The 15,279-nt window shown below is 37.2% G+C and carries 16 protein-coding genes and 1 pseudogene; 13 read left to right on the forward strand and 4 right to left on the reverse strand.

Annotation, left to right across the window (positions count from 1 at the left end):
- Window positions 1-122 precede the first annotated feature (122 nt).
- A complete protein-coding gene (locus tag ACQKII_RS23300) occupies window positions 123-326 on the forward strand; it encodes a transcription initiation factor TFIIIB (protein ID WP_427462822.1) in 204 nt (67 codons plus the stop codon).
- A 174-nt stretch (window positions 327-500) separates the two neighbouring features.
- Complete coding sequence (locus ACQKII_RS23305; RefSeq protein ID WP_427462823.1) at window positions 501-1,214, forward strand: hypothetical protein; 714 nt, start codon at window positions 501-503, stop codon at window positions 1,212-1,214.
- A 173-nt stretch (window positions 1,215-1,387) separates the two neighbouring features.
- Here the strand turns inward: ACQKII_RS23305 and ACQKII_RS23310 are convergent, their stop codons facing one another.
- Together ACQKII_RS23310 and cysK are read right to left on the reverse strand one after the other, a co-directional pair.
- Window positions 1,388-1,822 carry a DUF2809 domain-containing protein gene (locus tag ACQKII_RS23310; RefSeq protein WP_427462824.1) on the reverse strand — a complete coding sequence of 145 codons (435 nt, stop codon included), beginning with the start codon at window positions 1,820-1,822 and terminating at the stop codon, window positions 1,388-1,390.
- Window positions 1,823-2,035: 213 nt separating this feature from the next.
- A complete protein-coding gene (gene cysK / locus ACQKII_RS23315) occupies window positions 2,036-2,971 on the reverse strand; it encodes a cysteine synthase A (protein WP_427462825.1) in 936 nt (311 codons plus the stop codon).
- A gap of 227 nt (window positions 2,972-3,198) precedes the next feature.
- Between cysK and ACQKII_RS23320 the strand changes: the two genes are divergently transcribed.
- The 5 genes and pseudogenes from ACQKII_RS23320 (at window position 3,199) to ACQKII_RS23340 (ending at window position 6,379) form a co-directional block, all read left to right on the forward strand.
- Complete coding sequence (locus ACQKII_RS23320) at window positions 3,199-3,516, forward strand: thioredoxin family protein (protein ID WP_427462826.1); 318 nt, start codon at window positions 3,199-3,201, stop codon at window positions 3,514-3,516.
- A gap of 219 nt (window positions 3,517-3,735) precedes the next feature.
- A pseudogene (locus ACQKII_RS23325) lies at window positions 3,736-3,879 on the forward strand (acetyl-CoA C-acyltransferase); the annotation flags it as partial.
- A gap of 581 nt (window positions 3,880-4,460) precedes the next feature.
- A complete protein-coding gene (locus ACQKII_RS23330) occupies window positions 4,461-4,943 on the forward strand; it encodes a hypothetical protein (RefSeq protein ID WP_427462827.1) in 483 nt (160 codons plus the stop codon).
- Window positions 4,944-5,004: 61 nt separating this feature from the next.
- Window positions 5,005-5,700, forward strand: a complete 696-nt coding sequence (locus ACQKII_RS23335; RefSeq protein ID WP_427462828.1) for a hypothetical protein — start codon at window positions 5,005-5,007, stop codon at window positions 5,698-5,700.
- A 334-nt stretch (window positions 5,701-6,034) separates the two neighbouring features.
- The gene (locus ACQKII_RS23340) at window positions 6,035-6,379 is read left to right on the forward strand and encodes a hypothetical protein (RefSeq protein ID WP_427462829.1); all 345 of its coding nucleotides are present in this window, start codon (window positions 6,035-6,037) and stop codon (window positions 6,377-6,379) included.
- 318 nt (window positions 6,380-6,697) lie between these two features.
- Here ACQKII_RS23340 and ACQKII_RS23345 read toward each other — a convergent pair whose 3' ends face one another.
- The gene (locus tag ACQKII_RS23345) at window positions 6,698-7,591 is read right to left on the reverse strand and encodes a LysR family transcriptional regulator (protein WP_427462830.1); all 894 of its coding nucleotides are present in this window, start codon (window positions 7,589-7,591) and stop codon (window positions 6,698-6,700) included.
- Window positions 7,592-7,725: 134 nt separating this feature from the next.
- Here ACQKII_RS23345 and ACQKII_RS23350 point away from each other — a divergent pair, with 134 nt between their 5' ends.
- The 4 genes from ACQKII_RS23350 to ACQKII_RS23365 all read left to right on the forward strand — a co-directional run bounded on the left by ACQKII_RS23350 (window position 7,726) and on the right by ACQKII_RS23365 (window position 12,095).
- Complete coding sequence (locus ACQKII_RS23350) at window positions 7,726-8,736, forward strand: alpha/beta fold hydrolase (protein ID WP_427462831.1); 1,011 nt, start codon at window positions 7,726-7,728, stop codon at window positions 8,734-8,736.
- 113 nt (window positions 8,737-8,849) lie between these two features.
- The gene (locus tag ACQKII_RS23355) at window positions 8,850-10,019 is read left to right on the forward strand and encodes an MFS transporter (RefSeq protein WP_427462832.1); all 1,170 of its coding nucleotides are present in this window, start codon (window positions 8,850-8,852) and stop codon (window positions 10,017-10,019) included.
- 938 nt (window positions 10,020-10,957) lie between these two features.
- On the forward strand, window positions 10,958-11,452 hold the full coding sequence (locus ACQKII_RS23360; protein ID WP_427462833.1) for an RNA polymerase sigma factor: 495 nt from the start codon (window positions 10,958-10,960) through the stop codon (window positions 11,450-11,452).
- The gene (locus ACQKII_RS23365) at window positions 11,439-12,095 is read left to right on the forward strand and encodes a zf-HC2 domain-containing protein (RefSeq protein WP_427462834.1); all 657 of its coding nucleotides are present in this window, start codon (window positions 11,439-11,441) and stop codon (window positions 12,093-12,095) included. Before ACQKII_RS23360 ends, ACQKII_RS23365 begins: the two co-directional genes overlap by 14 nt.
- A 676-nt stretch (window positions 12,096-12,771) precedes the next feature.
- On the opposite strand, the gene ACQKII_RS23370 is transcribed toward ACQKII_RS23365, so the two are convergent.
- Window positions 12,772-13,098, reverse strand: a complete 327-nt coding sequence (locus ACQKII_RS23370; protein WP_427462835.1) for a BRCT domain-containing protein — start codon at window positions 13,096-13,098, stop codon at window positions 12,772-12,774.
- Between the two features lie 307 nt (window positions 13,099-13,405).
- Here ACQKII_RS23370 and ACQKII_RS23375 point away from each other — a divergent pair, with 307 nt between their 5' ends.
- Window positions 13,406-14,368: a helix-turn-helix transcriptional regulator gene (locus ACQKII_RS23375; protein WP_427462836.1), complete on the forward strand. Its 963-nt coding sequence runs from the start codon at window positions 13,406-13,408 to the stop codon at window positions 14,366-14,368.
- Window positions 14,369-14,441: 73 nt separating this feature from the next.
- Window positions 14,442-15,071 carry a type 1 glutamine amidotransferase family protein gene (locus ACQKII_RS23380; protein ID WP_427462837.1) on the forward strand — a complete coding sequence of 210 codons (630 nt, stop codon included), beginning with the start codon at window positions 14,442-14,444 and terminating at the stop codon, window positions 15,069-15,071.
- Window positions 15,072-15,279: the final 208 nt, after the last annotated feature.

Raw genomic sequence — 15,279 nt, forward strand, 5'->3', positions numbered from 1 at the left:
GCTAGATGGAACGCGGAATGCTTGGAAACTGGCACGTTCCGTGTGGAGTAGGGGAAAAGCTGGAGATAACTTCAAATGCTTACCTATTACTAACGTCATATATCTAAAAGGGAGGTTGTCAAATGAACCAATCTACGAGAGCAACAGAATGCCCAAAATGCGGTGGAAAGGAATTGGGGCAAGGTAAACATAATGGATATGCAGCTATGCACCCAGACAATAAGTTAAGCTTTGGGTCAGATGTTGTATACATTATTTGTACTGAATGTGGATTTATAATCGAAAGCTATGTAAAAAAGCCAGAGAAATTTAAGGGGACACTTTAGGGCTTATTCAAGTGGGCCAAGAGTTTAAGATACAGCTGCCGAGGTCAAAGGCAGCTTTTCTTATTGAGCTAACAGAGCAGTTTCGTGTATGGAGTAGAATTAAATTGCAGAATATTCACTTAATTTTCGTAACTTATATTTGAGATAAGAGTCTAATAACTAGGAGGTGTTAGGATGAAAATTATTAAAGATATGATATTTATTTCAGTATTCGCTTTGTTGCTATCATCTTGTAGTAACTTCACTTTTCTTAAAGGGTGTCCTGATGCAGAAATTGAATGGGTGGATATGCTGATGATTAATGATATAAAATACGAGCATCATTTTCCAGAGCCAGCGCAAGAAAATCTTCCTATAACGATTGAAAAAGGTAGAGAACTTGGTAAAGTGACATATAAGATGGCTGACAGTGCATGTAGTAATCACAAAATGCAAAATGGGGATGCGGCATTTTTAAACGAAGGAACAATCATTTATGAAATAAAAGGATATCCAACTTCCTTAATTGTTGCTGCAAATGATGTAGTATATGTAGCCAACACAAGTAAAAAGGCAAAAACGGCAGGAGAACTTTACCCTATGGATAAGTTAGTGAAGAATATCTATATTGAAAGCACCGAAGATGGAAAGAGATTGCATACATTCTCACAGTCTTCTAAGGATAAGTTCCTAGCCGCATTTTATGAATTACAATTAGAAGATGTACAGTCATTAATTGATGAAGATAAGTTAGAAGGTACTCGTATATTTTTGGAGATTGAACTTAATAATGGCGTTTCATTTAGACAACTTTATTGGAGCGATTCTAATACATTTCATAATGGAGCAGTAGGAAATGATGAAATAAAGAAAGTGATTAACGATGAAGTATCAAATCTAAAAAAATAATACCAGTAAATCGAATACAAATGGCAACGCAAGGTTGAAGAAGTCACTATTTTCATATGGAACTAATGGGCTGCGATTGTTCAAATAGAGCAATCGCTTCTTTTACTAACGGTGTTGTTTACTTTGAAAAGAGAAACCATTTGCTCAATAAGTTTATCTAAAATAGGATTTAGTTATCTGCGAAGAGTGAAGTTAAGTGCCACCTTATCTAAGACAGTAGCGATTACGATCCCTGTTGTATAGCGAATCAAATCTACTGCAAGAAAACCTTTGCCAAGTATCAGAGCCCCGAGCAATGTCCCGCGAATCTCATTCATCCAGTCTCCTTGATACAACTGACTAAATTCAATGCCGAAGCTAAACACAAAGCTGAGCCAAATGGCTGTGCGAGTGCTCTTCCGTACGAGCAAAAATCGAAATCCGAAATAGACCATCATAGCCCATAGTGCGTCACCTGCGTTTTGCGCTACAAATGGCAGAAGCAGGAGACCCCATTTTCTAGAGGCGAGGCCTAATAAAATAGTACTAACAATTGCCATTAAATAAGCTATTCGCATATTACGGAATTGCGAGGTGCTAGTTTTATGCTCAGTAGTCAATACAATCACTCTTTCGTTGTGTTGATAGTATTCATTTCTTTCATTATCTCAAAAAAACGCACTTGGTGATTATTACTCCTTAACAAGTTAACCTGAAAACACTTATTATAATTAGTACATTTCATAAATTCCATAGAAAAAACGCTTTCTGTCGAGAGGAGGCGTTCGACAACATCATATATAAGTAAGTATAGACCTCGCAAAAGTAGAAAAATCCCTAATTTATTTAGAAACGTCAAACAACCCGTCCATACTTAAGTAACGTTCTCCATTATCAGGCGCTATACAAAGAACTCGTTTACCAGGACCTAACTCGCGAGCTTTTTGAAGCGCTGTCCATACTGCTGCCCCTGAAGAAGGCCCCACTAAAATTCCTTCCAATCTTGCTAAATCACGCGTTGTTTGCAATGCATTTTCATCTGTTACTTGTACAATCTCATCATAAACATCCGTATTTAAAATAGGGGGAATGAATCCTGGACTCGTGCCTACGAGTTTATGCTGGCCCGGTTGTCCGCCTGAGAGTACCGGGGAACCCTTTGGCTCAACAACAATCACTTCTAGATTAGGCAATTTTTCTTTTAATACCTCACCCGTTCCAGTAATTGTACCGCCTGTTCCAGCAGTAGCAACAAAGACATCTAATCTACCCGCTGTTTGTTTTAGAATTTCTGGCGCAGTTGTAATTCGATGAATCGCTGGATTTGCTGGATTTTCGAACTGTTGCGGAACAAAACTGTTTTCTATTTGGTTACGTAATTCAAGCGCTTTTTTTACAGCCCCCGGCATTTTTTCGACAGCAGGAGTCAAAATAACTTGCGCACCATAGGCCTTTAATATGGATATTCGTTCTTGCGTCATGTTATCAGGCATAACAAATATCGCTTTATATCCTTTAGCAGCAGCATTCATTGCTAGCCCAATACCTGTATTACCACTAGTTGGCTCAATAATCGTAGCCCCTTTTCCGATTAATCCTTGACGCTCAGCTTCTTGTATTAAAGAATAGGCTGCACGATCTTTTACGCTACCACTTGGGTTAAAATACTCTAATTTAACAAGGACTTCTGCACACGTTTCGTCTACAAGTTGATTTAATCGAACGATTGGCGTATGCCCAACCAAATCTAATATAGAATTATATAATCTATTCTTCATCTAATCACTTCCAATTCCTTATTTTATTCAACTTAATTACATCCCTTTTAAGTAAGGATAAAATTATTCTTACTTGTTTACAAGGTATTAGAACATATTTGTTCGAAAATACCATCTTTTTAATTACATTTCATAATTTCAATTCTATAGTATCAAGATTAATATAAAATAACATTATTCGAATATGTTATTATTAGAAAAAAAACAGTTATTAAGGAGATTTTTAAGTGGAAAATTTACTATCGATTGAGCAATTTGAAGAACTAAAAAAGGGTGAACATACGATATTTGTTTTTTCAGCAGATTGGTGTGTAGATTGTCGTGTCATTGATCCTATACTACCTGCAATAGAAGAAAATTATGCTGATTATCGTTTTGTTAAGATTGACCGCGATCAATTCATCGATCTATGTATCGAATTAGATGTATATGGTATTCCAAGTTTTCTTGCTTACGATAAAGGGTATGAAGTTGGCCGGTTTGTTAGTAAGGACCGCAAAACACAACAAGAAATCGAAGCTTTTATTGATGGATTAAAATCATAATTTGTAGAGAAATCTAATCTCACCGAATAGGCTAGCGAGCACTGAAAAAATGTAAATTCCAAAAAAGGCAATCTCAATATGTTATGAGTTGCCTATTTTTGCATGTTGGGTATGTCAGAGGTGCCCATCTTATAATCGTTTCAACAATATTATAGGTAAAGGCTAGCATAGGGTGGTGGATAAGCTTGCGCTCGTTTTTAACATGCCTGTGCAGCTCGGCGGGAACTTGGGGCAAGTGGTGCGCGTATTACTTACTCGCTTGCATTAGAGATGCAAAAACGAGGCGTTCAATACGGCGTAGCGAGCTTATGCATCGGTGGCGGACAAGGGATTGCTATTTTACTAGAAAATCCAGCATCGTAGTCAGGGCAATGTGGATTTATATAGCTTAAGGTTTTCTAACTAAAAAGTACTTCCAACGCGTATCAACAGGAGAACTTTTTAGTTTATATGTGAATTCTAAAATTATCTTGCATCCATCTTATTGCCAATCACTTAAATACGAGAGCGAATTGTGAGCAAACGCAAAAGTAGTAGTATTTGTTAGGATATTACAATTTATAGTAAACCATTTAAAAACCACAAGTGATATTTATTCACTTGTGGTTTAAATTTTATTTCCTCTGACAAAATATGCACAACTATACATACAGATGTAAATATAACAACATGCTGAATGCTTCAGTCTTTGATAAAAAGATAGAAAGAGCAGTATTACAATCAAAAACAAGCTATAAAAAATCATTTTTTAAAATTATAGTACATACCATTTGGAAATTGTATAACTGTTATCGCTAGATTTATTTTCAAAATTTTTATAAGTAATTAATTACATTTATACCTAAATATAACATAAGTGTTATAATTTCATGGATATGTGACTACCTTTATTAGAAAAGGGTACATTCATTATTATAACTTAGGTTTTATTAGGAGGTTTTCACGTGTTTAATGAAAGAAGGTTTAAAATAGGAATCTTACTGTTCATCTTCACAATAATTCTTTTTGGTTGCCAAAATCAAAATGACAATGCAAAGGGTCCTAAAGGTAATTTATTTAATGTGTTTACGGGAGAAAGTGAATCTTGGGAACTAAGTGGGTATGAAATCGAATTAACCCCTCATTCATCTAAATTTGGGAATGGGACATTAACTATGAAAAATACTACAGATTATTCCTCTGACTTTTTTTCATTTGAAGTCCACGCAACAATAAATAATAATGATGAGGTAATGCAAAAACACCAGTTGTCTGGTGAGCAAGTAAATATAGCTACAAAAAAAATTGGAACAATAGAAGGGAATGAACTTCCTTCGAAAAATGGTGACTATATTTCAATAAATGATCTTAGTGATATTTATATGATTATAAAGTGGAATGATCAACAAGGGAATAAGAAAGAAGAACGAATCAATTTTATTAAATAGGGCTTTATTAAAGATAGAATATATGCTAAAATTTAACATAAATAGGAAAGGTGGTAATATAATGAATAAAATTACAAGTAAATTTTTTGCATCAATTGCTGTACTGTCCTTAGTACTAGGTAGCTTTGGTCTTACGAATGCACATGCTAGTACAACTGAAGTTGAAAGTTTTAAGCCCTGTGTAGCTGATTTCTCAGATTATGAAAAGCAGCAATCAGAAATTATTACATCCGATTCTGGCAATATCGTTTATGAAGTGAAAGATTTAGATAGAGCAGCGGAGGAATTAAATATTCCTTTAGAGCAAGACGGTGAACAGTTAGTAAGTCTTGCGTATGCTTATACAGCACAAGAACAAGAACCGCCAGCTATAGCTCCTCGTGCGCTATATTTGAAAATTACTCATACAGGAGAAGCATGTGGGCAAGAACTAATTCGCTCAAGTTATTATCAGGGACCATCAACAGCAAAAATGTCTATTTCAGAAGGTGTCACTGCCCAATGGTCCACAAATTTTGAAGTAGATGCTCAGGTGGTAAGTTCAGCAGTAGGTTTTACTGTCACAAAGAATTTTACGGTTACTGATGACTATACAATTGCAGTGCCGGCTGGAAAAACGTATAACATTAAGGCATATCCCATTTATTTAGTTAAAAATTTTGAAATTTGGAATGATCCAATTATCGGTTGGGATACATTAAAAGGAAGCGGCTATGCGAGTAAGCCAATTGGTGTATGTTTCGCTGTTTACAAATAGTTCAATACATGTTGTCTGTCTTTTAAATAAAATCCGCTAATAGTATGGCAAGTAATACCCCCTTCCTATTATTTTAAATAAGAAGGGGGTATTACTATGAAATAAATTAACGAACAAATAAACCTTTGAAAAACACGTTAGAAAGCATTCTATTAGAAATTTTCTTTGGGAGCATCTCTTTAGGCTCTGTGATAGAAATAATGAGGGCAAACAAATCAAGGAAGTTCGGGATTTGATGACGTTTAATAGTATTTTCTGATAGAAAGAAGTTCCTAAGCGGACAGAGTTTTACTGGGAAATCATAAACTATTTACACTGAATGGGGGTGAGACTATTGAGAATTGATACTATGTCTCTTGTGATTTTTGTCATTATTTGGGGCATACCAACATTTATGGTTGTTAGAGGTTATTTAAAAATGAATCCTGACGATAAAAAATCAGCTATGCATGATTTTAGGTCCCGCCATTTTATTGTTACAATTGGATTTATCGTAATAGGATATTTCCTTACGCATGTAGGAACGTTATTTGCCGTAAGCATCATTCAAATAATCGGTGTTACGTTAATGATTTTAGGCGGAATCTTGTCAATGTTAACTAGGTGGAAGAAAAGTAAAATCAGCAGTATGTTAATACTTGTTGTATTATCAATCGTAATTTACATAAATGTTTTTTAACTTAATTTTTGGTGCTCTGATTGTATAAGAAAATTGTAATGATAGCGAAAGTATTCGGTCAGTAAGACGCCACCTCAAGTGGAAAGTGGAGAACGAAAACTGACGGTAGTAGCACGATTGGTTCAACTAACAATCAGCGGGGGCTGAAGAAAATTCCGCTGATTGCAGTTTCACTTTATATTACAAAGACTTTACATTGCAACATCATCTGTCATTTTATTTATGACCATTTATAAGAATTGTGCTTTTGCCATAGCTTTTTTCTCGTGGGGCACAACTTTTTCACTTAATTTACATCCATGACAATCAGTTTTTTCTTTACGACTGGGTCAGGAAGGTCTCTCGGGTTAAGTCCAAAAAGGCTTCAATGGCGGGGGACATCCATTTCTCTTCATGCCAAAACATTTGGGTTGCAAAGGAGACGGCTGTCAAATCCCACGGCAGTGGAACCAACTCACCACGATTCAGCTCTGCCGCTACGGCCATTTCAGGCAATATGGCAATGCCCATTCCTATTATTGCACATTGCTTAATGGCCTCTGCGCTATTAAATTCCAATTCGGTAATGTTGCCCACGGCCTTTTGCGAAAGGCTTCGTTCAAAAAACGTGCGATAGGAGCAGCCCTGCTCCGTCAGCAGGAAGGTTTCGCCATTAAAGTCCTCAACCGTTAAATCGGTCTGTGAAGCTAACGGATGCTCCGGTGCGACTAATAGATAAAAGAGCTCGTCACGCACCTTTTCCCCACAGATTCCCGCCTCTCCCTTCATCTCATCTAGCATAAAAATAATGTCCGCGCTCCCTTCGCGCAAGCTTTGCTTCAGATTCGGCTTACTGAGAGGGCGAAACATCAACCGAACCCCCGGATAACGTAAACGAAAGCGGCGTAGCACAGCCGGAAGTCGATATGTACACAAGGTTTCATCCGCACTTATGGTCAGTGTACCAGTCATTTCGCCAGATTGCTTCACAGCATGCTGCGCTTCTTCCAGCTCACACAAGATGTGATCCACATAGCCCAGAAAACTTCTACCCGCATCGGTCAGAGCCACCTTTTTCCCAAGTCGGTCCACCAGCTTGACGCCAAGTTCCTCCTCCAATGATTTCATCTGCATAGTCACCGTTGAGGGAACATAGTTCTGCACTTCCGCTGCGCGGGTAAAGTTGAGTGTGGTAGCAAGGGTATGAAACGTTTTGAGTTGCCGCAATTCCATACTGAAAAACCTCCTTATGTTCAAAAAAAATGAACGTTCAATTCGAAAACGTTTCTTTGACTTAACAATAGCATCCTCGTAAAGTTATGACAAGAAAGACAATAAGTCTTTGATGATAGGGAGGAGATTTTGATATGAAGGATTATGAACTGTATGAACTGGGGGATGTGGAGCTGCAATCCGGTGACACCCTACCCAATGCCATACTGGCGTATAAAACCTACGGTACGTTGAATGTGGCTAGAAATAATGTGATCGTTTATCCTACCTGGTTTGCAGGACTGCATACCGATAACGAATGGTTGATTGGACCTGGTAAGGCACTGGACCCAGAAAAGTATTTTATCATTGTCCCCAATATGCTGGGAAACGGGCTGTCCTCTTCACCAAGCAATACACCACCGCCTTATCACCAGGCACACTTTCCCCACGTTTCTATTTATGACAATGTGCGACTACAGCATCAACTGGTGACGAAGAAATTTGGCATTACAAAAATCGCGCTTGTTGTCGGTTGGTCACTTGGTGCTGTTCAGACCTTTCAGTGGGGGGCAAGTTATCCCAATATGGTCGAGCGCATCGCTCCATTCGGAGGAACCGCTAAAACCCGGCCTCATGCAAAGGTTGTATTCGAGGGAATGATTGCCGCGCTTCAAGCCGATGCTGCCTGGAAGAATGGTTTTTACAACGAGCAACCGAAAGTTGGATTGGCGACCATGGGACGTGTTTATGCGGCTTGGGGCTTCTCTCAGGCTTATTATCTGGAGCAGCTTTACCAGCAAGAGGGCTACCACACCCTGGAAGAATATCTCGTAGATTACTGGGATCAAGTGTTTTTCAGTTTTGATGCCAATAATCTGATTACCATGCTACGTACCGGCATCACCGGAGATATTAGCGCGAACTCGATCTATAACGGCAACTTCGAGCTTGCATTAAGCAGCATTACAGCAAGAGCGCTAGTCATGCCTGGAAGCACAGACCTGTTCTTCCCCCCGCAGGACAACGAATATGAAACCCGACACATGCCAAACGCCATTTTCCGCCCGATTGAATCCAACTGGGGACATTGCGCGGGCATCGGACAGCATGAACAGGATTCGAAATGGATAGATGAACGTCTCAAGCAATTCTTGCTCGAATGAAGGATAAAGCACATTAGATTTTTCTTTGTCCAGGAAACTGTATACAACTATTTAAGGAAAACAAAACCTGGCAGGGGAATATACTTAACCCACTGGAGAAGGGACAATCTGAATTGAAAAACAACACGATTATCTATATTCTGGCACTGTCTGTTTTTTTGATAGGAACCATTGAATACATTATCACAGGTATCATTGAAATGATTGCCGTGGATTTGGGCGTATCTACTTCTAAAGCTGGACTATTGGTAACTGTATTTGCGCTTGCAGCAGCCATTGTCGCTCCGATTCTAATCGCCTTAACGATTAATGTAGATCGAAAGAAGCTATTATTGATGACGCTCGGTATTTTTATAGGCAGCAACGGACTGATGTTTATAAGTCCTTCTTACGAAACTGTATTATTAGTACGAATTGTTCAGGGAGCTAGCGGCGGAATCGCTACGGTGGTAGCCATGGCAGTAGCCACTCGACTGGTTGAAAAAGAAAGAAGGGGCCGGGCTATCGGCATTATTTTGATGGGGCTCAGCAGTTCGCTAGTGCTGGGCGTTCCGATTGGCACGTTTTTTAGTGAGCTTGTTGGCTGGAGAGTTTTGTTTATTTTGATAGGTCTACTTAGCATTTTTCCATTACTCGTTATCCACCAAAAGGTTCCGGTAATCAAGGAAGAAGAAGCGGTTACCCTCGGGATGCAGCTCTCCATTTTAAAAGATTCAAGGATTCTGACAGCCCTGGCTATCACATTGTTTTATATCGGTGGCTATTCTACGCTATACACGTATATTACGCCTTACTTGCAGGCCACATCCTCACTTTCCATAGCCGAAATTAGCGGCGTGCTATTCCTTTCAGGAGTTTGTAGCTTTGTTGGCTCAAGAATGGGCGGACAATTGGCAGATACAAAAGGGTCAACATTTACAATTTGTCTAGGACTCCTGTTACAAGGAACAACGCTCATTTTATTTGCTCTTTCTTATGACAATGTCTTGTTCTTGATAGTGGTGCTCATGATTTTCATGTTGGCAACCTGGAGTATCTCTCCTGCCCAACAACTATATCTGGTCACTTTGGTACCCCGGAATCCAGATATAGCGTTGAGTGTGAATACATCCTTCATACAATTTGGCTTTGCATTAGGATCTGGGTTAGGTGGGTTTGTTATCAGCCGTGCATCTATTCTGTATATAAATTGGTTTGGCCTCGGTGCTGTGTGTATCGCTCTCCTTCTTGCCATCTCGCTATTCACAAAAATGAACAATACGATGGTAACGAAAGAGAAATAACATGGTCTGAATCAGAGGTGAGATTAGAAATTGAGAGAGACCTTGGCATAACCCAATGCCAAACATCTAATTTTAGACAAGCTTAAAAGCCATCTGGAAGTGCAGGTTAGTTAAAGAGCAATAAGAAATGCTTGTAAAATAATGTTAATATATGAGTAGGTAAAGAAGACATTATATGAGGAGAAGGAAAAGTGAAATTATAAGGTTTTGGGTGTCGTACTTATAATTATATCAGGACTAATTTATTCGATAGATCGTGGATTTTCTATGCAGTCTACCAGTTTGGTTAGGGCGGGATTTTTCTCGGGAGAAATGACGGGGGAAGTACCAGACGTAGAGGTAAATACTTTTTTCAGTAATTTTTATGTACCATTGTTTCTCATAGTCGGTTTAATGCTCGTCATATATGGCTTTTTGAAGAAGTAACGATACTCAAATAACGGAGTGCAAGAGTTGAAAAAAGCAGTTGTACTTGAGACAGCTGCTTTCTTTAACTATCGGTGCAGCATAGTTTAATAAATTTATACATATTCGAGGCGATTAATATTATCAAAAAATCATCCTAATAAGATGGTCGAAGAAAAAGAAGTAATACAATTTAGTATATATTTCGGAGAACCTTATCACAAGTAAGTGAGATTTTTTAGCAACACGACATTCTGTAATAATGAGAAAAGTATAATCATTTACATATTTTTTTCTAAGAAGGTTTTTCCTTAATAGGTGTTGTATCATTGTAGGTGAAAGATGAATGAATTTTTTCACGTAAAAATATAAATAGTATGTAATTTGAAAATCTCCTTTATTCGATGATTGATTTTTATAAATTAAAGTTGTAACCGAGTAGATGTTATATGTCTAGTCGGTTTTATTTTTTTAAAGTTTTTTTGTAACAAAATTAGATTTCAGAAGTTATATATATGAAAGGGGTGAAAGACATGGATTTTGAGGAAATCTATCACGCATATTTTCAAGACGTGTATTTATATATTAGGTCATTAACACATAACGAAAGTATCGCTGAAGAAATTACTCAAGAAGCTTTCTTTAAAGCATTAAAATCGATTGAAAGTTTCGATGGTTCTAAAGATATTCGTGCCTGGCTTTTTACAATTGGTAGAAATACATATTACTCTTACTACAAGAAAAAGAAATGGGAAATTGTATCTGATATTATCGACGAAACGAGCATAGGTGTGACACTTTTAGATCATTTGATGAATGAAGAAGAAGCTTTTATTGTTCATCAGTTTCTTCACAAAATGGAAGAACCGTATAAAGAGGTCTTTTCACTGCGAACATTTGGGGAATTACCCTTCGATAAAATCGGCAAGCTGTTTGGAAAAAGCTCAGGTTGGGCAAGGGTGACGTTTTACCGAGCAAAAAAGAAACTTATGGAGTATATGGAGGCGAATAATAATGAAAGACATTAAGTGCACAATCATTCAAGATCTTTTACCTCTCTACGTTGATGAGGTCGTCAGTGACGATACAAAAGAAATAGTCGAAGCACATTTCCAACAGTGTGAAAACTGTAAAAAGGATTTCGAAGCGATGAAACAGGTGGTCTATATTCCTGTAGAAAAAGAAGTGTCTACGATAAAAAGTATACAAAGAAAATGGCGAAGTAAAAAACTCATTATTTCAGGTACATCTATTGTATTAACAGCAGCACTTTTATTTGGCGCATTCCATTTTATATTTCATTATGATAGTGTCATTCCTTACAAAGAAGATCTAATCAAGGTTGAAACACAACAAGACAAGCTCGTTTCCCATTATTACGCATTAAGCTATTATGCCCTAAACGCAACACATCCAATAGAACTGAATATTAATGGCGAGGAAAAGAATGTGAGCTTTATACAGTACACCAAAACAATGGCAAACTCTCCTACAAGAGAACATTTTAAGAATAATTCAGTACGTAATGAACAACAATTTATCTCCGAATTCCCTGAGAGCGAAGAGATTGATGCAATTTATTATGTAAATGGCGATATGGATGGTTTAACTCCTGACCGTAGTACTTGGCAGGCGCTGTTAGAGGATGCAGTCTTGATATGGGAAAAATAAACTTTCATGAATATTAGTATTTTTAAGCTGTGCTAATCGATGTTGTTTGAATGACTAAAAGAATGAATATATTTACATCATCAAAGATTCAAATATTTGAAACTCAAGTATCTCAAGGGGTACTTGAGCGGTGAAATAATATGCGATTAGGAAAACGAGTAAACATGTGATAATTAAAGTTAGTCAAAAAGATAATCTAGATAAAAATCGCATGTAGACTTCTTACGTTAATAGAAAAAGTGAAAAGGTATGTAAACAGAATTGTTTTGCATACCTTTTTCGATGAGATGGGTTCTAATAAAGATAGTGATGACTATCCTTTTACATAGAAATGAGCCACAAAAAATCAGCCTCTGGGAAAATTCGAATGTCCCTTGCAGAAAGACAATAAAAAACCCGGAAAATAAATTCCGGGTTCGATTACCACTTACAGTTATTCCTCCATGACACACTGCCTCGCTTCCGCATTGAATCTTAAGATTTACCTAAGAAAACAATACTTTAGCTTTATTCAGTATTGATGGTCCTTCAGAGCTAACGATCAATCGTACTCATCGGGTTAACCCTCCTAGCCATATAGAATACAAAGTGAAATCTTTATTAGTATAGCCCAATTATTATTTTTCATACGTATTAATTTTTGATTAAGATATTTCCACGTAAAAGATGGTGTTGGCTATTCGATGTGCATAGAAATGAGCCACAAAAAATCAGACTCTGGAATAATTTGGATGTCCAGTCCGTGACTAATGAACTGCTCAGCTTTTAATTGTTTCGTACTTGTACCACGACGTTTATCTCCAAGAATGACGAAATCTGTGTCCTGTGTAACAGCTCCTTGCATTATTCCTCCAAAAGCTTGTACATTTTTTGCAGCCTGTGAACGTGTCATCGTGGAAAGAGCCCCTGTAAAGACAATTTGTTTTTTATAAAATGGATGCATCAGGCATTCCGATGGGTCACAAAGAAAAATGACTTCTGCGTTGTTCGTCTGTTTGTTCATGTTGCTTCTCCTTAAATAGTATAGATAGGTTGATGGATACCATCACACGGTATTTTTTTGTCATATTCGTTTTCATACGATTATCTCTCAGAAAATATTGATACTACTTATTACAATATAAAACATTCAAATGGAATAATCGATGAATTATTATGTTTAAATAATGTGTCTAACTGAAAACCGTACCCTAAATAAATAAGGTTTATCATAAATATGTTAACATAGACTTTCAACATTGAAATACATGTGGTAAAAGTTATTGCTATGGAAGACGTTCATATAGAATGGAATGATGAGGTGAAAACTTATGGCTAAAATTGACAACATGATGGCGATTTTATGGATGTTGCAATCTGGCAGGAAAATTACTGCACAACAAATAGCTGAAAAGTTAGAGATGAATATCAGGACTGTTTATCGTTATATTGATGCGCTTTGTGCCAGTGGTGTGCCGATTATCGCTGACTCTGGTCATAATGGGGGCTATACCCTGTTGAATAATTTTATCGAAAGTCCTCTTCTGTTTGATGTGGAAGAGCAAACGGCATTACTGCATGCTGCTGCATTTGCACAAGATGCTAAATATTTTTCAGGAGAGGCATTAAACAGCGCAACAACAAAGCTAAAAATGAATGCCAATCAAGAGCAGGAAAGAATGATCAAGCAACATTTACAAGGTCTTGCAGTAATAAGTCCAATTGGAGATTCATCTTTGGAGCCGATTTTGAAGAAATTGGAGCAAGGTATAGTACATGAATCATCTGTAGAAATTGAATATCAGACAAGTCATGAAGAGCAACCCAAACGTCGGATTGTTGATCCATATGGAATTGTTTATTGGAATAATAACTGGTATGTCATTGCATTTTGTCATCTGAGGAATGAAATCCGCAGTTTTAAAGTGGGGCGAATTATCAGTATTAATCAAACAGCCATTACCTTCCAGCGACCTAAGCTTTTTTCTGCAGGTGAATTTTTTAGGAAAAGCTTACTGCCAGAAGTAAAAGATAAAAAAGGACTTATACCTTTAGTAGTTAGTGGTAAGGCAAGTGCGTTAGATCACTTATGCCAGCATTGGTTTTTAGGACATCACGTTAAAGAACGGACTTCAAATAACGTGGTATTTTTACTAGAAGAAAAAGCAATTCATACATATGTACCGTATTTAATTTTACCCTACGGCAAATCTATACAAGTACTGGAACCAATCAGTTTGAAACAAACACTTATTGAAGTTCTAAATGACTTAATTCATTATTATCAAGTTTGAAAACTTTACTGACGGAGGATGTCAGTAAAGTTTTTTTATAATAGGGTATATCGATGAAAGAGGAGTGTTTATTATGCATACAAAAAAAGTGTATCTTTATGTATTTGATACGATGGCAGACTGGGAAGTAGGTTATTTAATAGCTGAACTGAACTCGGGAAGATATTTTAAAAAAGATTTAGCGCCATTAGAGGTGGTAGCGGTAGGTGTAGATAAAAATCCCATTACTACAATGGGCGGATTGAACATACTACCTAGTATTTCGATTGACGAATGCATATTGGAAAGTACGGATGTTTTAGTGCTCCCAGGCGGAAATACGTGGACAGAAGCAATGCATGAACCTATTTTGAAAAAAGCTTGTCAAGCTTTACAAGAAGGTACTGTTGTTGCGGCGATTTGTGGTGCAACAGTGGGGCTTGCAAAGGTAGGATTACTAGACGCAAGAAGGCATACAAGCAACAATCTAGATTATTTGAAAATGGTTTGTCCTCATTATAGGGGTGAAAAATATTATGAAACGGAACCGGCAGTTACTGATGGCAATTTAGTTACTGCGTCCGGAATAGCGCCGTTGGAATTTGCGATGCATGTATTGAAGGTGCTAGATGTCTTTGCACCAGAGACATACCATTCATGGTTCAATCTTTATCGGACTCAAGAATCAAAATACTTCTTCGAGTTAATGAATGCTGTTAAATAGCCGATTAGTAAAGCAAGATACAATGAAGTAAAATTGGTGTATATTGGAATAAATAAATATAATCTAAAAAGGTGTCATTTGACTACAACAACGATTCGAAGAATGAATGTAACGAAAAAAAAACAGAAATTGGGTGATTAGTAGACCTGTGTTGTAACAATACAGGTCATTAATAAGATGGGATTAAAATGGAGTTTTATTCCAATGA

Source organism: Lysinibacillus sp. NPDC048646 (genome assembly GCF_050272295.1).
Lineage (GTDB): Bacteria > Bacillota > Bacilli > Bacillales_A > Planococcaceae > Lysinibacillus.

Coding starts and splice junctions, on each gene's coding strand:
- ACQKII_RS23300 (WP_427462822.1), top strand. CDS start 123: ATGAACCAATCTACGAGAGCAACAGAATGCCCAAAATGCGGTGGAAAG.
- ACQKII_RS23305 (WP_427462823.1), top strand. CDS start 501: ATGAAAATTATTAAAGATATGATATTTATTTCAGTATTCGCTTTGTTG.
- cysK (WP_427462825.1), bottom strand. CDS start 2,971: ATGAAGAATAGATTATATAATTCTATATTAGATTTGGTTGGGCATACG.
- ACQKII_RS23335 (WP_427462828.1), top strand. CDS start 5,005: ATGAATAAAATTACAAGTAAATTTTTTGCATCAATTGCTGTACTGTCC.
- ACQKII_RS23345 (WP_427462830.1), bottom strand. CDS start 7,591: ATGGAATTGCGGCAACTCAAAACGTTTCATACCCTTGCTACCACACTC.
- ACQKII_RS23350 (WP_427462831.1), top strand. CDS start 7,726: ATGAAGGATTATGAACTGTATGAACTGGGGGATGTGGAGCTGCAATCC.
- ACQKII_RS23360 (WP_427462833.1), top strand. CDS start 10,958: ATGGATTTTGAGGAAATCTATCACGCATATTTTCAAGACGTGTATTTA.
- ACQKII_RS23365 (WP_427462834.1), top strand. CDS start 11,439: ATGAAAGACATTAAGTGCACAATCATTCAAGATCTTTTACCTCTCTAC.
- ACQKII_RS23370 (WP_427462835.1), bottom strand. CDS start 13,098: ATGAACAAACAGACGAACAACGCAGAAGTCATTTTTCTTTGTGACCCA.
- ACQKII_RS23375 (WP_427462836.1), top strand. CDS start 13,406: ATGGCTAAAATTGACAACATGATGGCGATTTTATGGATGTTGCAATCT.
- ACQKII_RS23380 (WP_427462837.1), top strand. CDS start 14,442: ATGCATACAAAAAAAGTGTATCTTTATGTATTTGATACGATGGCAGAC.